Annotated in this window: 17 protein-coding genes; 12 read left to right on the top strand and 5 right to left on the bottom strand. The window is 54.6% G+C overall.

Annotation, left to right across the window (positions count from 1 at the left end; genetic code table 11):
* Positions 1 to 53 precede the first annotated feature (53 nt).
* The 5 genes from F0Q32_RS02385 (at position 54) to fdhF (ending at position 7138) form a co-directional block, all read left to right on the top strand.
* Entirely contained in the window at positions 54 to 320 is a 267-nt protein-coding gene (locus tag F0Q32_RS02385) for a YtcA family lipoprotein (protein ID WP_149461809.1), read from the top strand.
* 19 nt (positions 321 to 339) lie between these two features.
* Positions 340 to 1371: a multidrug transporter subunit MdtN gene (mdtN, locus tag F0Q32_RS02380; protein ID WP_149461808.1), complete on the top strand. Its 1032-nt coding sequence runs from the start codon at positions 340 to 342 to the stop codon at positions 1369 to 1371.
* A complete protein-coding gene (gene mdtO / locus F0Q32_RS02375) occupies positions 1371 to 3353 on the top strand; it encodes a multidrug efflux transporter permease subunit MdtO (RefSeq protein ID WP_149461851.1) in 1983 nt (660 codons plus the stop codon). The genes mdtN and mdtO overlap by 1 nt, the downstream gene beginning before the upstream one ends.
* Positions 3350 to 4798 (top strand): MdtP family multidrug efflux transporter outer membrane subunit, encoded by a 1449-nt coding sequence (locus tag F0Q32_RS02370; RefSeq protein WP_149461807.1) that lies wholly within the window; start codon positions 3350 to 3352, stop codon positions 4796 to 4798. Before mdtO ends, F0Q32_RS02370 begins: the two co-directional genes overlap by 4 nt.
* Before the next feature lie 192 nt (positions 4799 to 4990).
* On the top strand, positions 4991 to 7138 hold the full coding sequence (gene fdhF / locus F0Q32_RS02365) for a formate dehydrogenase subunit alpha (protein WP_108476055.1): 2148 nt from the start codon (positions 4991 to 4993) through the stop codon (positions 7136 to 7138).
* A 173-nt stretch (positions 7139 to 7311) separates the two neighbouring features.
* Here fdhF and gltP read toward each other — a convergent pair whose 3' ends face one another.
* A complete protein-coding gene (gene gltP, locus F0Q32_RS02360) occupies positions 7312 to 8625 on the bottom strand; it encodes a glutamate/aspartate:proton symporter GltP (protein ID WP_149461806.1) in 1314 nt (437 codons plus the stop codon).
* A gap of 413 nt (positions 8626 to 9038) precedes the next feature.
* Here gltP and acs point away from each other — a divergent pair, with 413 nt between their 5' ends.
* The 4 genes from acs (at position 9039) to F0Q32_RS02340 (ending at position 14631) form a co-directional block, all read left to right on the top strand.
* A complete protein-coding gene (acs, locus tag F0Q32_RS02355; RefSeq protein WP_149461805.1) occupies positions 9039 to 10997 on the top strand; it encodes an acetate--CoA ligase in 1959 nt (652 codons plus the stop codon).
* A 136-nt stretch (positions 10998 to 11133) separates the two neighbouring features.
* On the top strand, positions 11134 to 11448 hold the full coding sequence (locus F0Q32_RS02350) for a DUF485 domain-containing protein (RefSeq protein ID WP_149461804.1): 315 nt from the start codon (positions 11134 to 11136) through the stop codon (positions 11446 to 11448).
* Positions 11445 to 13094, top strand: a complete 1650-nt coding sequence (actP, locus tag F0Q32_RS02345) for a cation/acetate symporter ActP (RefSeq protein ID WP_149461803.1) — start codon at positions 11445 to 11447, stop codon at positions 13092 to 13094. The genes F0Q32_RS02350 and actP overlap by 4 nt, the downstream gene beginning before the upstream one ends.
* A 235-nt stretch (positions 13095 to 13329) precedes the next feature.
* A complete protein-coding gene (locus F0Q32_RS02340; protein ID WP_255475130.1) occupies positions 13330 to 14631 on the top strand; it encodes an ABC transporter substrate-binding protein in 1302 nt (433 codons plus the stop codon).
* A 37-nt stretch (positions 14632 to 14668) separates the two neighbouring features.
* On the opposite strand, the gene F0Q32_RS02335 is transcribed toward F0Q32_RS02340, so the two are convergent.
* Both F0Q32_RS02335 and F0Q32_RS02330 read right to left on the bottom strand, forming a co-directional pair.
* Complete coding sequence (locus tag F0Q32_RS02335; protein ID WP_149461802.1) at positions 14669 to 17668, bottom strand: glycoside hydrolase family 38 C-terminal domain-containing protein; 3000 nt, start codon at positions 17666 to 17668, stop codon at positions 14669 to 14671.
* Positions 17669 to 18058: 390 nt separating this feature from the next.
* Positions 18059 to 19627, bottom strand: coding sequence for a hypothetical protein (locus F0Q32_RS02330; protein WP_149461801.1), 1569 nt, complete (start codon positions 19625 to 19627; stop codon positions 18059 to 18061).
* Between the two features lie 47 nt (positions 19628 to 19674).
* Between F0Q32_RS02330 and F0Q32_RS02325 the strand changes: the two genes are divergently transcribed.
* Positions 19675 to 20970, top strand: a complete 1296-nt coding sequence (locus F0Q32_RS02325) for a Gfo/Idh/MocA family protein (protein ID WP_149461800.1) — start codon at positions 19675 to 19677, stop codon at positions 20968 to 20970.
* A gap of 86 nt (positions 20971 to 21056) precedes the next feature.
* Entirely contained in the window at positions 21057 to 22334 is a 1278-nt protein-coding gene (locus tag F0Q32_RS02320; protein WP_149461799.1) for an ABC transporter substrate-binding protein, read from the top strand.
* Positions 22335 to 22336: 2 nt separating this feature from the next.
* On the opposite strand, the gene F0Q32_RS02315 is transcribed toward F0Q32_RS02320, so the two are convergent.
* Positions 22337 to 23026: an LrgB family protein gene (locus tag F0Q32_RS02315; RefSeq protein ID WP_149461798.1), complete on the bottom strand. Its 690-nt coding sequence runs from the start codon at positions 23024 to 23026 to the stop codon at positions 22337 to 22339.
* The gene (locus tag F0Q32_RS02310) at positions 23019 to 23429 is read right to left on the bottom strand and encodes a CidA/LrgA family protein (protein WP_015966301.1); all 411 of its coding nucleotides are present in this window, start codon (positions 23427 to 23429) and stop codon (positions 23019 to 23021) included. Before F0Q32_RS02310 ends, F0Q32_RS02315 begins: the two co-directional genes overlap by 8 nt.
* Before the next feature lie 103 nt (positions 23430 to 23532).
* Between F0Q32_RS02310 and F0Q32_RS02305 the strand changes: the two genes are divergently transcribed.
* Entirely contained in the window at positions 23533 to 24417 is an 885-nt protein-coding gene (locus tag F0Q32_RS02305; protein ID WP_108476037.1) for a LysR family transcriptional regulator, read from the top strand.
* The last annotated feature ends 55 nt before the right edge of the window (positions 24418 to 24472 follow it).

Raw genomic sequence — 24472 nt, 5'->3', positions numbered from 1 at the left:
TCAACATTTACAGGAATATTATTAGCCACATTTATTCTTCAGGAAAATAAAACATGGACAGGTTTTTTTCTTTTTCAGGCAAGCTCTTCCTGCTTCCCCTGTTTCTGCTGTCGGGCTGCACCTTTTCACCGGCGATACCGGTGGTTGGCGCTTATTACCCTGGCTGGCTTTTTTGCATCATTGGCGGTGTCATTTTGACACTTATCGTCCGCCGCACCCTTATTCGCACGAACAGCACGCCGCATCTGGGCTACCCAGGGCTGGTCTATACCGCGCTATTCGCCCTTTTCTCCATGCTGTTATGGCTGGCCTTCTTTTAATTTCTATTGAGACGCACACATGGAAAGTACGCCTAAAAAACCGACCAATAAAAAGTCTCCTGCCCTTATCCTGGTTCTGGTGGCTATCGTCGTTATGGGTTATGTCATCTGGCGCCTGGATAGCGCGCCCTCCACTAACGACGCCTATGTTTATGCCGACACCATTGATGTCGTGCCGGAGGTCAGCGGTCGTATTGTCGATATGGCGGTACACGATAATCAGATGGTCAAGCAGGGTGATGTGCTGATGCGCATCGATCCACGGACATATGAAGCAAACCTCGCGAAAGCCAAAGCGTCGCTGGAAGCGCTCGACAAACAAATCATGCTGATGCGGCGCAGCGTTGACGCCCAACAGCACGGTGCCGACTCTGTAGAAGCTACCGTCGCCAAGGCGCGCGCTGCTGCCGCACAGGCCACCAAAACGCTGAATCGTACCGAACCTCTGTTGGCGCAGGGTTTTGTCTCCGCCGAAGACGTTGACCGTGCACGCACCGCACAGCGCGCCGCAGAAGCCGATCTCAACGCCATTCTGGAACAGGCGAAACAAGCGGCCAGCGCGGTAAGCGGCGTTGATGCGCTGCAAGCTCAGCGTGATGTGGTACAGGCTGACATCGCCTTAACCGAGTTGCATCTGGAAATGGCGACCGTTCGCGCGCCGTTTGACGGTCGCGTCGTGGCGCTAAAAACCACGGTTGGTCAGTTCGCATCCGCCATGAAGCCGGTCTTTACCCTGATCGACACCAACCACTGGTACGTTATCGCCAACTTCCGCGAAACCGAGTTGAAGAATATACACAGCGGCACCCCCGCCACGCTGCGTCTGATGAGCGATTCGGGCAAAACCTTTGCCGGAAAGGTCGACTCCATTGGCTACGGCGTAATGCCGGACGATGGCGGCATGGTACTCGGTGGACTGCCACGCGTTTCCCGCTCCATTAACTGGGTCCGCGTCGCCCAACGTTTCCCGGTGAAAATTCTGGTCGAGAATCCGGATGCAGAGATGTTCCGCATCGGCGCGTCGGCGGTTGCTAACCTTGAGCCGCAATGATGAAGGCGCTTGATTATCTGCCGCTGCCGATGGCCAAACTGCTGGGCTTCCTCCACGAAGAGCTCCGCGAGCAGCGTCCAGGCCGCTTCCCGCAGACAATGCAGCTCTGGGCGGGTTGTCTGCTGGTTGTGCTCATCTCCATGACCTTCGAAATCCCCTTTGTCGCCATCTCGCTGGCAGTACTGTTCTACGGCATTCAGTCCAATGCCTTTTACACCAAATTCGTGGCGATCCTTTTCGTGGTCGCCACGGTGCTGGAAATCGGCAGCCTGTTCCTGATCTATAAATGGTCCTACGGCTATCCGCTGGTACGCATGGTGATTGCCAGCCTGATTCTCATTGGCTGCATGTTCCTGATGCGTACCCACAAGCTGGGGCTGGTGTTCTTCGCCGTGGCGATTGTGGCGATTTATGGGCAAACCTTTCCGGGGATGCTCGATTACCCGGAAATCGTGCTGCGCCTGACGTTGTGGTGCATCGTGGTCGGGCTTTACCCGACGCTGCTGATGGTGCTGATGGGCGTGCTGTGGTTTCCGGCGCGGGCGATTGGCCAGATGCGCAGCGGGCTATCCAGTCAGCTTGATGAGGCCATTCTTCACTTAACGCAGCCGGTTATGCCCGCGAGCGAAAAGCAGCTTGAGCGCGACGCGCTGGCGCTGCAAAAACTCAACGTATTCTGCATGGCAGATGACACCGAGTGGAAAAACCACTGCGCATGGTGGCAAAGCTGCGTGGCAACCGTCACTTATCTGCGCACCACACTAAACCGCTTTGATGCCCTCGCCTGGGCAAGCGACGCGGCAGTGCAAAACCTCATGCCTGAGCTGACCGCAGCAATGCGCTCACTGAGCGCCGCGATTCGCGCTGGCGAACCCTGGCGCACAAGCTGGCACCTCACGGAAGAACAGCGCACCGCCGCGCAGCGTTGCGGTCTTAGCGGCGTTTGCCAGGCGCTGATTCAACTTGGCGAAATGGACCCGAGTACCCCGCCTGCGCCTGCTGCAAAAGCGCCTTCAATGGCTGCCGATGCCTGGACTAACCCAACCTACATCCGCTACGCACTGAAAACACTGCTGGCGTGTATGATTTGCTACGTCTTTTATTCCGGTGTCGATTGGGAAGGCATTCATACCTGTATGCTCACCTGCGTGATCGTCGCCAACCCCAGCATCGGGTCCTCTTATCAGAAAATGGGCCTGCGCTTTGGTGGCGCGTTCCTGGGCGCGGTGCTGGCACTGCTGTTTACTCTGCTGGTTATGCCGTGGCTCGACAACATTGTGGAGCTCCTTTGCGTGCTGGCTCCAATTTTTCTTATCGGTTCGTGGATAGCCACCAGTTCAGAGCGCTCGTCTTATATCGGCACGCAAATGGTGGTCACCTTTGCACTGGCAACGCTTGAGAACGTATTTGGCCCAACCTATGACCTGGTAGAGATCCGCGACCGCGCCATCGGTATTCTGATTGGCACCGCGGTGTCGGCGGTAATTTACACCTTTATCTGGCCTGAAAGCGAAGCCCGCGCATTGCCACAGAAGCTGGCAGGTGCACTGTCGATGCTCGCCAAAGCCATCCGCCTGCCATATACCCAGGGTGGTGCGGCCCTGAGTGGATATCTGCAACTGCGCATCGGCTGCCACGCGGCGTTTAATGCCAGCGAAGAGATGTGCGAGCGCGTCGCGCTGGAACGTCATCTTCCTGCCGATGTACGTGAACAGTTGGTGAGCCACAGCGATGCGGTTATCCGCCAGGGGCGTGAAATGCTCCACGCATGGGATAAGCAACCCGATGCAGAACACGCTGCTGCGTTTGCTGACGCGCTGGACGCCTACGCCAGCGGTCTTACGCAGAACAGCAGCATCACGCCCACATTGAGCCCGGCTGCACGCAACAACCCCATCGCGCAGCACATCTCTCTTTTACCCGACTGGAGCAACCCGCCGTCCGTAGAGGCCGCGCGGGCGCAAGGAGCTATGCCACAATGACCCGACATTTTTCCCGCTTGCTGATTTGCAGCCTGCTCTGCACCACCACGCTGCTCTCTGGCTGCGCGTTGATCCGCAAAGACGGTACACCGACCCCGCAGATAGCTCCCGAGCAAATCAAACTCGCTGACGACATTCACCTGGCAAGCCAGGGCTGGCCGCAGGCGCAATGGTGGAAGTCGTTTAACGATCCGCAACTGGATGCGCTGATCGCTAAAACCCTCGCCGGATCACATACGCTGGCCGAAGCGAAACAGCACGAAGAGAAAGCGCAGTCGCAGGCTGAACTGCTGGAGGCGGGCTCACGCCTGCAAATGGCGGCGCTGGGAATGTTGAACCGCCAACGTGTTTCGGCCAGCGGCTTCCTCAGCCCCTACGCCATGGACGCACCGCGTTTAGGCATGGACGGTCCGTACTATACGGAAGCGACCGTCGGCGTGGTCGCCGGGTTTGATCTCGATTTGTGGGGCGCGCATCGTTCCGCCGTCGAAGCCGCCATTGGCGCGAAGAATGCGGCGTTAGCGGAAACCGCTGCTGTCGAACTGTCATTGACCACCGGTGTTGCTCAGCTTTACTACAGCCAGCAGGCTAACTACCAGATGCTTGATTTACTTGAGCAGACTCACGATGTGATTGATTACGCAGTGAAAGCGCACCAGAGCAAAGTCAATCAGGGTCTGGAGGCGAAAGTGCCGTGGCACGGCGCACGCTCGCAATTGCTGGCGGTGGAAAAACAGATCGCCGCCGTGAAGGGGCAAATCAAAGAGACGCGGGAATCGCTGCGCGCCATCATCGGCGCAACGGATATGCCGGACATCAAACCGGAGGCGCTACCGCAGGTTGACACCGGGCTGCCATCGTCGCTCTCTTATGAACTGCTCGCTCGCCGCCCTGACCTTCAGGCCATGCGCTGGTATGTTCAGGCATCGTTAAGCCAGGTTGATGCCGCACGTGCACTCTTCTATCCGAGTTTTGATATCAAAGCCTTCTTCGGCTTCGACGCGATTCATCTTGAAGATATGTTCAAAAGCCCGAGCAAGCAGATCAACTTCATCCCTGGCCTGCGCTTACCGCTGTTTGACGGTGGAAGGCTAAACGCCAATCTGGCGAGTACACGCGCCAGCAGCAACATGCTGATTGAGCGTTACAACCAGTCGGTGCTCAACGCGGTACGCGATGTGGCGATTAACGGCTCGCGCCTGCAAACCCTCAACGACCAGCGCGTCATGCAAACTGAACGTGTTGACGCCGCGCGTTATACCCAGGCCGCCGCACAGGCTGCATACAAGCAGGGCCTCGGCAGTCGCTTGCAGGCAACCGAAGCCCAGCTTCCGGTACTGGCGGAGCAAATGTCGCTAATGATGCTCGACACCCATCGGGTCATTGAGAACATTCAGCTCATTAAATCGCTGGGCGGCGGCTATCAGGCCATCAATCAAAAGTAACCCTCTCGCCGCGTGCCCCGTCACGCGGCTTCCTTTCGACACGTCAAAACTGACGACAGACTGTTTTTCGTCAGGGTTTTGTCTAAAAAATCCCCGTAATATCCGTGGATACCCACAATAAAAACATGGCATAGAACCTGCATAATAAGGTCGTTATGCGCGTCCGCGCTGATTGAAACTGGAGCAAGACCGATGAAAAAAGTCGTCACGGTTTGCCCGTATTGCGCCTCAGGTTGCAAAATTAACCTGGTGGTCGATAACGGGAAAGTCGTTAAGGCTGAAGCGGCGATGGGGAAAACCAACCAGGGCACACTGTGCCTGAAGGGTTATTACGGCTGGGATTTTATTAATGATACCCAGATCCTGACTCCGCGCCTGAAAAGCCCAATGATCCGTCGCCAGCGCGGCGGCAAGCTGGAAGCCGTCTCCTGGGACGAAGCCCTGAATTACGTTGCTGACCGCCTGAGCGCGATCAAAGCAAAATATGGCCCAGACGCCATTCAAACGACCGGCTCCTCGCGTGGTACCGGGAATGAAACCAACTATGTGATGCAAAAATTTGCGCGCGCCGTTATTGGTACCAATAACGTCGATTGCTGCGCACGTGTCTGACACGGCCCATCGGTTGCAGGTCTGCACCAGTCGGTCGGTAATGGCGCAATGAGTAATGCCATCACAGAAATTGATAACACGGACCTCGTGTTCATCTTCGGGTATAACCCGGCAGATTCACACCCGATTGTGGCGAATCACGTGATTAACGCCAAACGCAATGGGGCAAAAATTATTGTCTGCGATCCGCGCAAAATTGAAACCGCGCGCATTGCTGATATGCACATCGCATTGAAAAACGGCTCGAATATCGCGCTGCTCAATGCTATCGGGCATGTCATTATCGAAGAAAATCTGTATGACCAGGCGTTCGTCGCAGGCCGTACCGAGGGCTTCGAAGAGTACCGTAAAATTGTTGAAGGCTATACGCCGGAGTCTGTCGAGGACATTACCGGCGTGAGCGCGCAGGAAATTCGCCAGTGCGCCCGTATGTATGCTTCAGCGAAAAGCGCGGCGATCCTGTGGGGCATGGGCGTGACTCAGTTCTATCAGGGTGTGGAAACCGTGCGTTCTCTGACCAGCCTGGCGATGCTGACCGGTAACCTTGGCAAGCCAAGCGTCGGCGTAAACCCGGTTCGTGGTCAGAACAACGTACAGGGCGCGTGCGACATGGGCGCACTGCCGGATACCTATCCGGGCTATCAGTACGTCAAGTTCCCGGAAAACCGCGAGAAATTCGCGAAGGCCTGGGGCGTTGACAGCCTGCCGGAACACACCGGTTATCGTATCAGTGAGCTGCCGCACCGCGTTGCGCATGGTGAAGTGCGTGCCGCCTACATTATGGGTGAAGATCCCCTCCAGACTGACGCCGAGCTCTCTGCTGTACGTAAAGCGTTCGACGAACTGGAACTGGTGATTGTGCAGGACATCTTTATGACTAAAACCGCCTCGGCGGCTGACGTCATTCTGCCGTCCACCTCCTGGGGTGAGCACGAAGGGGTTTACACCGCGGCTGACCGTGGCTTCCAGCGTTTCTTCAAGGCCGTTGAGCCGAAATGGGACCTGAAAACCGACTGGCAGATTATCAGTGAAATCGCTACCCGCATGGGCTATCCGATGCACTACAACAACACCCAGGAAATCTGGGATGAGTTGCGTCATCTTTGCCCGGACTTCCTCGGTGCGACCTATGAAAAAATGGGCGAACTGGGATATGTCATGTGGCCGTGCCGCGATGAATCTGACGCCGACCAGGGGACGTCGTATCTCTTCAAAGAGAAGTTCGACACGCCGAACGGTCTGGCGCAGTTCTTCACCTGCGACTGGGTTGCGCCTATCGACAAACTGACCGACGAGTACCCGATGGTGCTCTCCACGGTCCGTGAAGTGGGCCACTACTCCTGCCGTTCAATGACCGGTAACTGTGCGGCGCTGGCAGCACTGGCGGATGAACCAGGCTACGCGCAAATCAACACGGCTGATGCGGCACGTCTCGGCATTGAAGATGAAGCGCTGGTGTGGGTCAATTCACGTAAAGGGAAAATCATTACCCGTGCTCAGGTGAGCGATCGCCCGAACAAAGGCGCGGTGTATATGACCTACCAGTGGTGGATTGGCGCGTGTAATGAGCTGGTGAGTGAAAACTTAAGCCCGATTACCAAGACGCCGGAGTACAAGTACTGCGCGGTCAATGTTGAGCCAATTGCGGACCAACAGGCGGCAGAGCAGTATGTGATTCAGGAATACGACAAGCTGAAAGCCCGTCTGCGCGAAAGCGCGTTGGGTTAATAACGAAACGCCCCCTCACCCCGGCCCTCTCCCAACGGGAGAGGGTGAAAAACCGGCGCTGTATTTAAGTACGTACACCATCGGTTCCCTCTCCCTCTGGGAGAGGGTTAGGGTGAGGGGCAAACCAACAAAAATGGGGATGAAAATCATCCCCATTTTTTTATTGCCGAACGTTACATATTCGCTTTCTTATCAAATTTACCCAGCACATCGCGTTCATACGCCAGCGCTTTTTTGCGGTCAAATTTGTGTTCCCATTTGGCAATAACCAGCACTGCCAGGGCATTACCCACCACGTTCAGCGCGGTACGCGCCATGTCGAGGATACGGTCAACACCGGCAATAAACGCAAGGCCTTCCAGCGGAATACCTACGCTTCCCAGCGTCGCCAGCAGGACCACGAACGAAACACCCGGTACGCCAGCAATCCCTTTCGAGGTCACCATCAGGGTCAGCACCAGAATGATTTCCTGCCAGATGGAGAGGTCAATGCCATACAGCTGCGCGATGAAGATAGCCGCGATGCTCTGATACAGCGTTGAACCATCAAGGTTGAAGGAATAGCCGGTCGGAACCACAAAACTGGTGATCGCCGGCGGCGCACCGTAGGCTTCCATCTTCTCAATAATACGCGGCAGCACGCTCTCAGAACTGGCGGTGGAGTACGCCAGAATCAACTCATCTTTCAGAATAAGAATCAGGGTCCAGATGCTCAGTTTACAGATGCGCGCAACCGCGCCCAGCACCACCAGCGCGAAGAACAGGATCGCGGCATAAACCAGAATCACCAGTTTCGCCAAAGGCCACAGAGAAGCAAAACCAAAGTTGGCGACTGTCACCGAGATCAGCGCAAAGACACCGACCGGCGCATAACGCATCACCATGTGGGTGACTTTAAACATGGTTTCAGAGATGGAGCGGAAAACGGTAACCAGCGGTTCGCGGTGCGTCGCAGGCAGCGAGGAAAGGCCAAGACCAAACAGCACCGAGAAGAAGATGATCGGCAGCATGTCGCCTTTCGCCATCGACGCGATGATATTAGTCGGCACCAGCGAAAGAATCGTGCCCATCAGGCCGTGCGCATGACTTTGTACATCCGCCGTGGTGCTTTGGTATTTCGAAATATCCACCGTCGCCAGTTGCGACATATCAATGCCCGCCCCCGGCTGGAACACATTGGCAAGCGTAATCCCGAGGATAATCGCCACCGTAGTGATCACTTCGAAATAGATAATGGTTTTTGCGCCAATTCGGCCCAACTGTTTAGCGTCGCCCACGCCCGCTATCCCCACAATTAATGTGGAAATAACAATCGGTACGACGATCATTTTAATCAGGTGGATAAAGATATCACCCGCCGGTGATAAGAGATTCGCGATAAGCCATTCGCGGCTATCACTTTGATAATGCAGGTAACTACCCAGCAGAATGCCCAGAATAAGGGCAATCAAAATCTGCCAGGCGAGGCTGATTCTCGTTTTTTTCATAACAACAGACTTCCTCAATGAAAGCTACCATTCCAAAAAGGAATGGCATCTACTTGAAAGGGATGATTTGTGTTGCGTTTGTTTATGGGGTTTTTTAACGCGCAGTATCAGTATCATCTGGACGGTATGTCGCGCAACCCTTTAAGAACAGGGCTTTTCACTCAAATTCTGCATATTCTCATTAATTTCTACCAATGAGCTATTATAAGTTTTTGTTATAAATAATAATTTTTTCTCATAATTTTCATAAATAACTCATGGCAATTATTCTCCTTCAAAGAATCAAATGCACATTATTTGAACAATTCTAATAATGCGTGATCTGCCGCCCAAATAGTAAACAAAGCTCGCAATACCCCTACAATTAACTTTTTGGCGACATATTATTAACATCTTACAAGGAGAAAAAAAGCATGAGCCAAATACATAAACACACCATTCCTGCGAACATTGCAGATCGTTGCCTGATCAACCCGGAGCAATACCAGCAGAGATATCAGCTCTCTATCTCCGACCCTGATGCATTCTGGGGAGAAGAAGGCAAAATTCTCGACTGGATTAAGCCTTATACAAAGGTCAAAAACACCTCGTTTGCGCCGGGCAACATCTCCATTAAATGGTATGAAGATGGCACCCTGAACCTGGCGGCGAACTGCCTGGACAGACACCTGCAAGAGCGCGGCGATCAGACCGCCATCATCTGGGAAGGCGACGATGCCAGCCAGAGCAAAAATATTACCTATAAAGAACTGCATCGCGACGTCTGCCGCTTCGCTAACGTTCTGCTTTCACTGGGCATTAAGAAAGGCGATGTGGTCGCTATTTATATGCCGATGGTGCCAGAAGCCGCAGTCGCGATGCTGGCCTGCGCCCGTATTGGCGCGGTGCATTCGGTTATCTTCGGCGGCTTCTCACCGGAAGCGGTAGCCGGACGTATTATCGATTCCAGCTCACGTCTGGTTATCACCGCTGACGAAGGCGTGCGTGCCGGGCGCGGGATCCCACTGAAGAAAAACGTCGATGACGCGTTGAAAAACCCGAACGTCAAGACCATCGAAAACGTGGTCGTGCTTAAGCGCACCGGCGGCAATATCGACTGGCATGAAGGCCGCGACTTATGGTGGAACGACCTGATTGAAAAAGCTGACGACCAGCACCAACCGGAAGAGATGAATGCCGAAGATCCGCTGTTTATTCTCTACACCTCCGGTTCAACCGGCAAACCGAAAGGCGTGCTGCACACCACCGGGGGTTACCTGGTTTATGCGGCCACCACCTTCAAATATGCGTTTGATTATCATCCGGGCGACATCTACTGGTGTACCGCGGATGTGGGCTGGGTCACCGGTCACAGCTACCTGCTTTACGGCCCGCTGGCCTGCGGCGCGACTACGCTGATGTTTGAAGGCGTGCCGAACTCACCAACCCCGGCGCGTATGTGCCAGGTTGTCGATAAACACAAAGTTAACATTCTCTACACCGCGCCAACGGCGATCCGCGCCCTGATGGCGGAAGGCGATAAGGCGATTGAAGGTACCGACCGCTCTTCCCTGCACATTCTCGGTTCCGTTGGCGAGCCGATTAACCCGGAAGCGTGGGAGTGGTACTGGAAGAAAATCGGCAAAGAGAAATGCCCGGTGATCGACACCTGGTGGCAGACCGAGACCGGTGGCTTCATGATCACCCCGCTGCCGGGCGCGACTGAACTGAAAGCCGGTTCTGCCAGCCGCCCGTTCTTCGGTGTACAGCCTGCACTGGTGGATAACGAAGGGAATCCGCAGGAAGGCGCGACCGAAGGCAACCTGGTGATCACCGACTCCTGGCCAGGCCAGGCTCGCACGCTTTTCGGCGATCACGAGCGCTTTGAGCAGACCTACTTCTCCACCTTCAAAAATATGTATTTCAGCGGTGACGGCGCACGTCGCGACGAAGATGGCTATTACTGGATAACGGGGCGCGTCGATGACGTGCTGAATGTTTCCGGTCACCGTCTGGGTACGGCGGAAATTGAATCGGCGCTGGTATCGCATCCGAAAGTCGCGGAAGCGGCAGTGGTCGGCATTCCGCACAATATCAAAGGCCAGGCGATTTACGCTTATGTCACGCTGAATCATGGTGAAGAGCCGACGCCGGCGCTGTACACCGAAGTGCGTAACTGGGTGCGTAAAGAGATTGGCCCGCTGGCGACGCCGGACGTGCTGCACTGGACAGATTCATTACCCAAAACGCGTTCGGGCAAGATCATGCGCCGCATTCTGCGCAAGATAGCCGCGGGCGATACCAGTAACCTCGGCGACACCTCGACGCTCGCCGATCCGGGCGTGGTGGATAAACTGCTCGAAGAGAAGCAGGCGATTACTATGCCTTCATAACTTAGCCTTTCTCCCTCTCCCCGTGGGAGAGGGTCGGGGTGAGGGCCGTCATGGGCACCTTTCCCCCTCACCCTAACCCTCTCCCTCAAGGGAGAGGGAATTAAAACATCCCAACCCTACCTCTGGAGATTCTGTGATGAATGACACCATTTATCAGCGGATAGAAGACAGTGCGCGTTTCAGGGAGTTAGTCGAAAAACGGCAACGGTTTGCCACCATTCTGTCGATTATCATGCTGGTGGTTTATATCAGCTTTATCCTTTTGATTGCATTTGCGCCTGGCTGGCTGGGCACCCCGCTGCACGCGGGTACCAGCGTCACCCGAGGTATTCCTATTGGCGTGGGTGTGATTCTTATCTCCTTCGTCCTGACCGGTATTTATATCTGGCGCGCAAATGGCGAATTCGATCGTCTTAACAATGCGGTACTGCACGAGGTAAAAGCATCATGAAGCGAGTCCTGACGGCGCTTGCCGCCACACTACCCTTCGCCGCTAACGCAGCCGATGCTATCAGCGGTGCCGTACAACGCCAGCCAACCAACTGGCAGGCGATTATCATGTTTTTAATTTTCGTCGTGTTTACGCTCGGTATTACCTACTGGGCCTCTAAACGCGTACGTTCGCGTAATGACTACTACACCGCTGGCGGCAACATTACCGGTTTCCAGAACGGGCTGGCGATTGCGGGCGATTATATGTCTGCCGCCTCATTCCTCGGGATCTCCGCACTGGTCTTTACCTCCGGTTATGACGGGCTGATTTACTCTCTCGGCTTCCTGGTGGGCTGGCCCATCATTCTGTTCCTGATTGCCGAGCGCCTGCGTAACCTGGGCCGCTATACCTTTGCCGACGTGGCCTCCTATCGCCTGAAGCAGGGACCCATTCGTATTCTCTCTGCTTGTGGTTCGCTGGTGGTCGTCGCGCTGTACCTCATTGCGCAGATGGTCGGCGCGGGCAAACTGATTGAGCTGCTGTTTGGCCTGAACTATCACATCGCGGTGGTGCTGGTTGGCGTGCTGATGATGATGTACGTGCTGTTTGGCGGTATGCTCGCCACCACGTGGGTACAGATTATCAAAGCCGTGCTGCTGCTGTTTGGCGCGAGTTTTATGGCCTTTATGGTGATGAAACACGTGGGCTTCAGCTTCAATAACCTGTTCACCGAAGCAATGGCCGTGCATCCGAAAGGTGAAGCCATCATGAGCCCTGGCGGGCTGGTGAAAGATCCGATTTCCGCGTTGTCGTTGGGCCTTGGTCTGATGTTCGGTACGGCGGGGCTACCGCATATTCTGATGCGCTTCTTCACGGTCAGCGATGCCCGCGAAGCGCGTAAAAGCGTGTTCTACGCTACCGGCTTTATGGGTTACTTCTACATCCTGACCTTTATCATCGGCTTTGGCGCAATCATGCTGGTGGGGGCAAACCCAGTCTATAAAGATGCGGCAGGCGCGCTGATTGGCGGTAATAACATGGCGGCGGTTCACCTGGCAAATGCGGTCGGTGGAAACCTGTTCCTCGGCTTTATTTCCGCAGTGGCCTTCGCCACCATTCTGGCGGTCGTCGCCGGGCTGACGCTGGCAGGCGCTTCGGCGGTGTCGCACGACCTTTACGCTAACGTCTTCCGTAAAGGCGCCACCGAGCGTGAAGAGCTGCGCGTATCAAAAATCACCGTACTGGTGCTGGGCGTGATTGCTATCGTGCTGGGCGTGCTGTTTGAAAACCAGAATATCGCCTTCATGGTTGGCCTGGCGTTTGCGATTGCCGCCAGCTGCAACTTCCCAATCATCCTGCTCTCCATGTACTGGTCTAAACTGACCACCCGTGGCGCGATGATGGGCGGCTGGTTAGGCCTGCTGACAGCAGTGGTGCTGATGATTCTCGGCCCAACCATTTGGGTACAGATCCTCGGCCACGAAAAAGCCATCTTCCCGTATGAATACCCGGCGCTGTTCTCCATCACCGTGGCATTCCTGGGAATTTGGTTCTTCTCGGCAACCGACAACTCTGCTGAGGGTAACCTTGAGCGCGAGCAGTTCCGCGCCCAGTTTATCCGTTCACAAACCGGCCTCGGCGTCGAGCAGGGTCGTGCGCATTAATGTTCCCTTTTCCCCGGCTTTCTGGCCGGGGAATTTGTGATCTAATTCTTAATAATGTCATCCCCTTCGCTTATATTAAAAATAACGCATTAAAAGAGCATCTCTTCTCCTGCAGTTATTTCTATTCTGTCCTGACACATTATTTATCAACCATTCAGGACGCAGATAATATTTGAGCAATTAATAAGCTGAGGTCAAATAATATCTCATTAGCCCTGTTATTACAGGAACGCCTATGATGAAGAAAATATTACTGGCCAGTCTGCTCTGTAGTTGCTGTTTAATTCCGGCAGCACAAAGTTTTGCCCAACAGCAAGAAGTGAAATTACGCATGTCGTGGTGGGGAGGTAAGACGCGCCATGATGTGATGCTCAGGGCCATCGATGCCTTTGAAAAGCGTTACCCGTGGATTGAGGTTAACGCCGAGTACACGGGATGGGATGGCTATCTGGCACGTATGACGACACAAATCTCCGGCAACAAAGAGCCGGACGTGATGCAGATAAACTGGCCGTGGCTGCCGATTTTCTCGCGTACCGGCGAAGGCTTTTACGACCTCAACAAGGTGAGCGATACGCTGGATTTAAGCCAGTTCCCCACCAGTGATTTGCAGTCGACGACCGTAAAAGGCAAGCTCACTGCGCTTCCCATTTCCCTTAATGTGCCGGGTTTTTATTTTAATAATGAAACCTGGAAAAAAGCCGGACTGGCATATCCCACAAACTGGGACGAGCTGTTTGCCTCCGGGAAAACGTTTAAAGAGAAACTGGGGGATGATTATTATCCGTTAATTGCCAACGATCAGGATATTTTCCTGATGACCAACTGCTATATGTCGCAGAAATATAATCTGCCGATGTTTACCGCCGACGGCAAAAGCTTCTCCTGGAATCAGGAACAGTGGCGCGAAGCCTTCCGTTTCGCCCAGCGGTTGGTTGCCGATCACGTTATTCCGGGGCCCAAAATGCTCGCCTCCTATGGCAAGCAAGATTTTACCGACACCCGCTACTGGCAGCAGGGGCAGTGGGCCGGTGCCTATACCTGGAACGTAGTCATTCAGTATTACACGCATAAAGTCGCGCCGCCTGCCAAACTGGAGCCGGGAAATTGGATCATGGCGCCGGGCGCCACCAACGCCAGCGCCTATTTTAAAGTCTCGCTCACCTATGCGATCGGTAAAAATACCCAGCATCCGAAAGAAGCAGCAATGTTGCTGAATTTCCTGCTTAACGATCCGCAGGCGGTTGAGTTCATTAAGCTGGAAAATGGCATTCCGATCAGCCAGGCCGCAGTAAAAACACTGACGGATAACGGCACCTTAACGAACGATAATCCTTCCGTGGCGGGTATGGCGATGGCGAAGAAATTGCAGTCCGAGTCGGTCGCCACCTCGTGGATGGAAGACGAGCAAATTCAGGCGCTGTGGAGTTCAGGACGGCAAAATATGGACTACGGTAAAAAAACGGCCAATGAGGCCGCCGATGAGTTCTTAATGCGCGCAGAACGTATTCTGAAAAAAGCGGCGATGCGTCGCTGACAGCCAGCCCGGCCAGCATGCTGACCGGGCTTTATTATTATGCTACGTCAATCAGCAACGTTTTGATTTCAAATGGCGTAAAGGTCAGGCTCACGCAGCCGTCGCTCAACGTTAGCGGTTCTTCATCCTCTTCCATCAGATTGCTCAGGCAGCAGTGGCCCATATGCGCATTCAGCGTGATGGTTGTGGCAGCGTGAACGCCGTCAAACTCATACAAACGCACGGCCAGCCGATCGCCCTGCTCGGTTTTTTTCACCGTTTCGATGCAAATATGCGGCGAGTCGCAGTGAATAAAGCTGCCAGGCAACGCCACGGTTTTTTCCGCTGTTCGCCCTTCGCTCACGCTGATTCGCACCGGGTTGTTGAACAGCATGGCCTCGCGATTCACCAGCCCTTCAATTTCATCGCCGGTGTGCGGGAACAGCGCGTAGGAGAATGTATGTTCTCCGCGATCGGCCCCCACGCCAGGATGATTTTGCGAACGCAGCAGATTGAGATCCAGCACACCGTCTTTGGCGTAATGACCGTATTTGCCGTCGTTAAGCAGCGCCACGCCGTAATCCCGCTGTGAGTAGTCGATCCACTTGTGGGCGCAAATCTCAAACTGAGCGGCATCGTAGACGTTATTGGTCAACGCCCGACGGCGAATTTTACCGAACTGAATATCGCAGCTCACGTCATCGCTCGGCGTCGCTGTCACAAATGATGTGCGGAGCATTTTCAGATCTTCATGCCACGCTATGTGCGTTTCAAAAGTGAGGCGCTTGCTTCCTGGCAGCAGGCTGATTTTCTGGCACAGCTGCGACTGACCGTAGCGATAATGCTGCTCGACCACCGCGTGCGGCCCATCCTGATACGCCGCGCTTGATACCAGCGTAAACGCCTGTGGCTGGCGGTCGCGATAGGTGATGTTGATATCCCAGCAGTCGGCACAAATATCGTCGTAAACCGCCAGCCGGTTGCCGATGCTGCCGGGTTGCAGTACCGGACGCTGAGCCTGTTTATCGAAAAAGGCCACAATGTGCCCCTGATCGTTAAAATCCACGCTGATCAACGCGTTCTCCAGATGATCCGGCGTAGCCAAAATGGGCGGTATGACCTGCGCATCCCCCAGCACCGCGTAACCGAATGCGGGTAGCGTCACATGATGGTAACCGTCCGGCTGCGCCAGCCAGGCTTCACGGGTAAATCCCACGGTATTATGCACCACCGTTTTTCCTGGCGGAATGGCCAAAGTGCTAGTGAATTCATCGAGATAGCGCTGTATCAGAGTTTGTGCCTGCGTAAGCATCACCTGATAGCGCGCGCAGGACTCATCATAAACCCGCTTAATGGAGGAACCCGGTAAAATATCGTGGAACTGATAAAGCAGCGTCTCCTGCCACAGGGCGCGCAGCGCGTCGGTCGGATAGACCGACTGACAACAGAGCCACTGGCGGCTGGCGACAAACTCCAGTTCGCGCAGCGCGTTCTCTATTTTTCGGTTAAAGCGCTTATTGTTGGCCTGCGAGGTCAGCGTGCCCTGATGTTTCTCCAGATAAAGCTCGCCTTTATATCGTGGATAACGCGGCTGCGTTTTTTCGATATGGCGGAAAAAATCGACCGCTTTGCCCTGCTTCACCGGCGAAATACCGCTGAGATTGCGTATACGCTGCAAACGTTCCAGATGTTCCGGCCCCGGCCCGCCACCACCGTCGCCGATGCCAAACAGCATCAGCGCGCTATCGCACACGCCTGCCTCGCGATACTCCTCTTCAATGCGGCGGATGCTGCGCGGCGCGGCGGGCCCGTTGTAAGTCTCTTCCGGCAACATGTGCGTCAGTACGCTACTGCCATCGATACCCTGCCAGGTAAAGGTATGATGCGGAAATTTATTGTGTTCGTTCCAGGAGAGCTTTTGCGTCATAAAGTAATCGACGCCGCTTTTGCGCATAATTTGTGGCAGGTTGGCGTTATAGCCAAACACATCCGGCAGCCAGAGCATACGCGTGGTTTGCGAGAATTCTTCGCGGAAGAACTGGCGACCATAGAGAAATTGCCGCACCAGCGATTCGCCAGACGGAACGTTGGTGTCTGCTTCCACCCACATATCACCCTGAATTTCAAAACGTCCCTGCTGAACATGCTGTTTCACCCGCTGATAAAGCTCGGGATGATCGTCTTTGATCCACTGAAAAAGTTGCGGCTGACTGGCGCCAAAAATATAGTCGGCGTAGTGCGACATCAGGTCTAGCGCGGTGGCAAAGGTGCGCGCGCCCTTGCGTTTGGTTTCCCGAATCGGCCACAACCAGGCGAGATCGATATGCGCGTGGCCCACGCCGGTGACGGTGAGAGAAGGATCGCCGCCCTGCTTATTCAACTCTTTTGCCAGCGCCTGCCGACACTGCGCAACGCTCGCTTCATTGAAATCGCCCAGTCCATTCAATGCTTCGTTCAGACACACCAGTACTGCTTTATAGCGCGGTGATTTCGCATCCAGGCAGCTCAGCAAATCGAACAATATCCAGGCGTCATAATAGAGATCGCGCAGATCGTCGCGGCAGTGGGCAAGATGCGCCTGACGCATCACGCCGCCGGTCGATGCACCAAAGAGATCGTTACAGGCAAGTTCGATCCAGATATTCACTTCGCCAGAGCGGTAATACTCTGCCGGAAGTCGCCAGACCGTTTTTCCCGGCATGCCGAGGCTACGCTCGAACGTCGAATCCACATTGGTCAGCCCGCGTAGCGGTACGCCGTTATTATCGACAATCAACGCCTCACCGCCGCAGTCAAAGCAGAGGATCATGGTTTTGGCGCAATCTGTAGGGGATAACACGCCACGGACATTAACCCACGCGCAGTCCCATAAATTGCCCCATTTTTCCCCGATGCGGAACTCGAAAGGTTTACCCTGCTGTCGCTGTGAAAACGGCACTGGTTCCGGCGTGATAAAACCGTAAACAGTTAATTCAGCAAGCGGAGTATAAATGTTGTCTTTTATTTTCCTGATGTGGAAATCAATATCCCGAACTAATTTTTGATTGAACGTTAACATGCTACGCCGTCTCCATGACACGATGCCTGAGAAAAGCTTCCGTTTTCATTAACAGCAGAAAAACGCCACCAGCGTAGAGTTCCGTTTTGATAATTAATTCGCCAGCGGTCACAAAACGTATTATCTGAAATCAGTATCTATTCGCTGGATTATTATTATTTTATATCTATTCGTAGAGATAATTATTATTGCCGGACGTGCTCTACCGTCAGATCACATTTCTGCCCGCGTCGGGTGACTGAAATCACGCTTTGTGATCGTTAAAAAACGATCTGCATCACATTGATTTTTCGCAAGCTGCCACACTTATCACACTTTTTACCCCTTCCGTCCCACATCCCTGTTCTTCCCTCTCCCCGCAGGCGACTTTTCGCAGACCGCTCCCTATTCTTACCCCATCGACAGGCTGTAAGCGAAACGGATCAGACGTTCAGGATTCAACAACATCGACAAAAACAGCGGACTGCCCGCTGGCGGCGTTTCCAGCCAGCGGTCGAGCGTATCGGCATAGCGCAGCAGCGCGTTTTGCTGTTCAGCCATTTCGCTGGCGGAAGGCTCGCTACCGTAATGATCGTGCCAGGTGAGCAGCGTCACGCTGGCGGCGACGCGGGAAAACATCTGGCCGTAGACTTCGGCGCTACGCCAGGCGGCGAGCAGTTGTTCCAGTGAATCGTTCGGGCAAGTGATGCGCGGCATCAGTTCCCGCAGGCTCTGTACGGCGTTGGCGGCGAGGAAGCAGGCGGTCTCTTTCTCAAGGGCGATCAGCTCGCGCTGCTCATTGCCAAGCGCCGGGTCATCGGTGGGCATCAGCGGCTGGTACGCCTGCATCCAGTTGGCGCTGCGGGTGTCCATGTGCAGCAGTTGTTGCGCCTGAGAAAGGCTTTCGGGGATCTGGCTTTGATAGTGCATACGCCGTCCCAGCAGGTTAGGCGTTTTGCACAGCCAGTCATAGCTGGTGTGCAGCAATGTGGCGAGGCGTTTTTTATCCTGCGACGAACGAAAACGAAGCTGCTGCTGTTCAGCCCAGCGTTCAAAGGTGGAGGGCGCGCCCTCCTGAGGTTGATTCGCCGCCGACAGGCCGAGCAGATTGATGGCGTTGACGGAGTCCATCACCCGGCTGTCGGGCAACCACTGCCAGCTGACGCGGGAAGTAATCGCTTCAACTTCATTTTCCGCCACGCTCAGCGCCCAGCTCAGGCGGCCGCTGATTTCGTCAGCGAGATAGCATGGCAGCGCCGTCCAGCCGTAGCCGGTGCCGAAGAGGTCAAACTCGATCCACTTATTGTGGCCGGGAAGCGTGGCGATATTGGGATGGTTAGCGAAGCCGGGGTGATAATCCAGCTCGGTGGCTTTGATGGAGGCACGCACGTCGCCCGGCAGGGTCGCGAGAATGCTCGAGAGCTGCTGGCGCGGCCAGCTGTCATCGATAAAGTCGCGCAGTACCAGCTTTTTGCCCTGCCCGCGCAGCAGGCTCCAGACGGAATGCAGGCTGCGCTGCCAGCCGGAAGTCTGAAACGCGGGCGTTGTCAGGCTGAGAATTAAACCGCTCAGGTGCGGCAACGCCTGCAATAACGGATGCATGATTGCCGCATAAAATTGCGGCCAGAAATCGGGCGCGCTTTTTTCATCGAAAGCCATCTCGGGAAATTTGCGCTTAATAATGTCATCCGTCGGCGCGGCTTCACCCTGAAGCCAGAAGGATAAATTATTGTCGGCCAGATAACGGTCAACGCGTTTTAAATACAGCAGCGCGTAATTTTGCTGATGAATAAGGTTCTCGACATTCAGTTTCTGACTCAATGGCGAGGGCGTAGCCAGAATAGAAAGCAGTTCCTGTTGGTGCAGGATTATCCCGGTGAAACCATGCTGTTTCGCACTCTGCACGCCCTGAACAAACCAGGGCCAGTGCCAGATAAAGGTGCTATTCAGTTCCATCAACTGGTGGGGAATACGTTTCATCGCGACATCCTGCCATTATTTGGTCGTTTATCATAATCGAGGACACAATGAAAAAATATGCGCTGGTCGGCACGGGAGGACGTGCGGGTTTATATATTTCAGCTATCGGCGGTCAATGGCGCGGAAATGCCAAACTGGTGGCCTTTTGCGATACCAATCAGACGCGCATGAATTACGCCAATACGCTGCTACAAAAAGAAGGCGCTGAGCCCGTTTCCACCTGGAAAGCCGCGCAGTTTGAAGAGATGATCTGTGAAACCCGCCCGGACATTATTATCGTCACCACCATGGATCGCACGCATGACGACTATATCGTGCGGGCGCTGCACGCGGGTTGTGATGTGATCACCGAAAAACCGATGACCATTGATGAAAAGCGCGCCCTGCGCATTCTGGACGCCATCGAAGAAACCGGCCATACCGTGCGCGTGGCATTCAACTATCGTTATGCGCCGCATCATAGCAAGGTGCGCGAACTGCTGATGCAGGGCGTGATTGGTCAGGTCACATCAGTGCACTTCGAGTGGCTGCTCAACACCGAACACGGGGCAGACTATTTCCGTCGCTGGCACCGCGAAAAACGCAACAGCGGCGGCCTGCTGGTGCATAAATCAACCCATCACTTCGACCTGATGAACTTCTGGCTGGCAAGCTACCCGGAACGCGTTTACGCCGAAGGCAGCCTGCAATTCTACGGCAAAGAGAACGCCGAAAAACGCGGCGTGACGCAGTTCTATCCACGAACGCATGGCTACGCGGAAGCGAAGAACGATCCGTTTGCGCTGGAAATGGCGGAAAACGCACAGCTAAAAGCGCTTTATCTGGACGCCGAACATGAAGATAACTATTTCCGTGACCAAAGCGTCTTCAGCGACGGCATCACCATCGAAGACACGATGTCAGTGCTGGTGAAATACCAGAACCAGGTACAGCTCACCTACTCCCTGAACGCTTACTTACCGTGGGAAGGGCTGAACGTGGTGTTCAACGGTACCGAAGGGCGTCTGGAGATGAAAATCATCGAGAAATCCTACGTCAACGCGGGCGGTAAACGCGAGAACGAGGGCAGCCTGGAGCTGTGTGATATCACCGTCTTCCCGATGTTTGCCGAGCCGTGGAAAGCGGATTTCACCCTTGGCGAAGGCGGCCACGGCGGTGGCGATAATGCCATGCTGGCGGATCTGTTCGGCGTACCGGGCAACGACCCGCTACAACGCGCCGCCGATCACCGGGCCGGAGCGATGTCCATTCTCACCGGGATTGCCGGGAATATTTCGATGCAGCAGCAGCGCCCGGTTAATTTTAAAGAGTTTGAACTCGTTTCTCGCCTGACCAAACGTTAATCACCACGGCGCGGCGACCTGCCGCGCCAGGACCTCTGGTTAGTATTTTGCTGTTACTCACCTGCTTCTCTGTTTCGGAGTCGATAATGAATAAAATAGCTACAGGTGTTATCGCAACCCTTTTAATGTCCTGCACCACCGCCTGGGCGCAGCCCGTGGAATTACGCATGTCCTGGTGGGGTGGCAATAGCCGTCATCAGTCAACGTTAAAGGCTATCGCCGCGTTTGAACAAAAATACCCCGATATCAAAGTAAAGGCGGAATATACCGGCTGGGATGGACATCTTTCGCGTTTAACCACGCAAATGGCGAGCGGTACCGAACCGGATGTCATGCAAACCAACTGGCCGTGGTTAATTATTTTTTCAAAGAATGGCGAAGGCTATTACGATTTAAATAAGCTGAAAGATGTGCTGGATTTAGCGCAATACGCGCCGGGCGATCTCAATTCCACCACTGTGAAAGGTAAACTTAATGGCCTGCCGATTTCGGTGAATGCCCCGGTATTTTATTACAACGATGTCACCTGGAAAAAAGCGGGGCTGACGTATCCAAAGAACTGGGATGAACTTTTTGCTGCGGGGAAAACCTTTCGCAGCACGTTAGGGGAAAACTATTATCCGTATGCGATGGTTGATCAGGATGTTATTTTACTACTCAACGCGTGGATGATGCAGAAATACAGTAAACCGATGTTTGACCCCAGTGGAAAATTCACCTGGAATGACGCGCAGTGGCAAGAGGCCTTTTCTTTTGTGAAACGTCTCAGCGACGATCACGTTATTCCAGGGCCAAAAACGATGTCCTCTTATGGCAAAGGCAATCTCTATGAGATGAAGCCGTGGATCACCGGCGAATGGGGCGGTACGTTTACCTGGAATATTTCTATTCGCATGTATATCAATAACATGACACCTCCGGCCAAACTGGTGCTGGGCGATTATGTTATGCAGCCGGGAGCACGTGATTCTGGTGTCTATTTTAAAACCGCGCAGATGTTCTCCGTGTCGAAATCGACCCGTCATCCGAAAGAGGCCGCAACGCTTATCAACTTCCTGCTGAATGACCCGCAGGCGGTGGAAGCATTAGGGCTGGAGCGCGGTATTCCGTTAAGCAAAACCGCAGAGAAAATATTGACCGACAATGGCACGATTGATCCGAACGACCCGGTCGTTGCCGGGCTGCGCCAGGCACAATCATTACCCACAACCGCCGTTGCGACACCTTACATTGAGGATTTACAGGTGGTGGATCAGTTCACCGCGGCGCGCGAAAAAATGGATCATGGCGGCCAGACGCCTGCCCAGGTTGCCGTCACATTCCGCCAGCAGGTTGAGCGTATTGTTCGGCGGTTGAACCGTTAATTTTAAAACATCATCCAACCCACCAGCGGGGCGACCAACACCATCACCACGCCTGACAGCATCATCACCAGGCTTGCTACCACGCCCTCCTGCGGGCCGAGCTCGTAGGAGCGCGCGGTTCCGGCGCCGTGCGATGCAGCGCCAAATCCTGCGCCTTTCGCCATGCCTTCCTGAATAGACAGGCGCAAAAACAGCACATCGCCAATCGCCATGCCGAATACCCCGGTCACCACTACGAATAACGCCACCAGATCCGGCTGTCCGCCGAGCGGTTTGGCCGCCGCCAGCGCGAACGGCGTGGTTACCGAGCGCACCGCCAGGCTGCGCTGAATTTCATCGGGCAACGTAAACAGACGCGCCAGCCATACGGAACTGGTCACCGCCACCACCGTTGCGGTAATCACCCCGGCAGACAGCGACATCCAGTGGCGCTTGATGATCGCCAGATTGTCATACACCGGTACGGCAAACGCGATGGTCGCCGGGCCCAATAGCCACAGCAGCCAGTGCGCTTCACCCATATAGTTTTGATAGGAGATATGACCGAACACCAGCATGAGCACCAGCAGAACTGGCGTTAACACCAAAGGCATCAGCGGCAGTTTGCGAAAGCGGCGATAGAGTCGTTTGTTGGCGAAATAAAGCACCAGCGTAATCGCCAGACACAGCACGCTCAGTTGAAAGTTACTCATGACGCATCCGCTTCAGTTCGTAACGATAGACTTTATCCACCACCCACGCCGTCGCTCCGAGCACCATCATGGTGCTGAGCGCAATCACCAGGAAAATACGCCAGCCATCGACCATCAGCAGTTGCGCATAATTCACCACCGCCACCACAGCGGGCACGAAGAAGAGCAGCATTTCCGCCAGCAGCCAGCGCGAGCCCGCGCGCACCCACTTCAGCGGCACAATATGGCAGACAATCAGCGCCAGCATCAGCACCATCCCCACCAGGTTGGCGGGCAGCGGCAGATTCAGCCAGTTCACCAGATATTCAGCAAAAACAAAGAGCCCCGCGTACAGAATGACCTGCACCGGCACCTGAAGACGTTGCAAAACGGAGGGCATCACGCGCCCTAAGGCCTCAGCCATGAAAGGAGTGTCCAGAAAAAATCAGAGACGCACAGTATAGTGAGCGTACGAGGATGGCAGAAATGAATTAAACTCATCGCAGGTATAGTTTCGAGGCATAATCATGGACATCAGAACGCTGCGCTATTTCGTTGAAGTGGTACGTCAGCAAAGCTTTACCCGCGCGGCGGAGAAACTCTTCGTTACGCAGCCTACCATCAGCAAGATGCTGAAAAATCTGGAAGATGAACTCAACAGCACCCTGCTTATCCGCGATGGACGCAAATTGCTGCTCACCGATACCGGGCAAGTCGTATTTGAACGCGGGCTGGTGATCCTCGATGAATTCCGCCAACTGGAAGCCGAACTGACCGATATCAACCACCTCAACAAAGGCCAGTTGCGCCTCGGCATCCCGCCAATGGTCGGCATGATGATGGCCGGGCCCATCAGCCTTTTTCGCCAGCGCTACCCCGGCGTAGAACTCAAGGTGTCCGAATTCGGCGGGCTGACGGTGCAGCAGGCGGTGATGAACGGCGAACTTGATTTAGCCATGACCGCGCTGCCGGTGGAAGAAGAGAGCGGCCTTGCGACGTTGCCGCTATTCAGCCACCCGCTTTGCGTGCTGGTTCCCCGTTCCGGCGAGTGGCTGGAACAGACATCGGTTTCCCCCGAACAGCTCGCAGCACATCCTTTGCTTATCTATAACGAAGATTTCGCACTGAGTCGTCAGTTGATGCATCTGTTTAATCAGCACAATGTGAAGCCGCGTATCGCGGTGCGCAGCGGCCAATGGGATTTCCTCGCGGCGATGGTCCAGGCGGGTGTCGGCGTGGCGATTTTGCCGGAGCCGATTTGCGAAAGGCTGGATGCGAAAACGTTGCGCTGGCTGCCGCTTGAGAGCGAACTCCACTGGCAATTGGGGATGATCTGGCGCGAAGGCGTTTATTTGTCGCATAGCGCCCAGGCGTGGCTGAAGTGCTGCGAGGGGTTTTGGTTACCGAAGTAGGCAACCCTCACCCTAACCCTCTCCCACAGGGAGAGGGAACCGCTCGCAGATAAAT

This window comes from Pseudocitrobacter sp. 73, assembly GCF_008369545.1.
Taxonomy (GTDB): domain Bacteria; phylum Pseudomonadota; class Gammaproteobacteria; order Enterobacterales; family Enterobacteriaceae; genus Pseudocitrobacter; species Pseudocitrobacter vendiensis.
The sequence above is the reverse complement of the archived record's forward strand: the minus strand, read 5'-3'. Positions and strand labels throughout refer to the sequence as shown.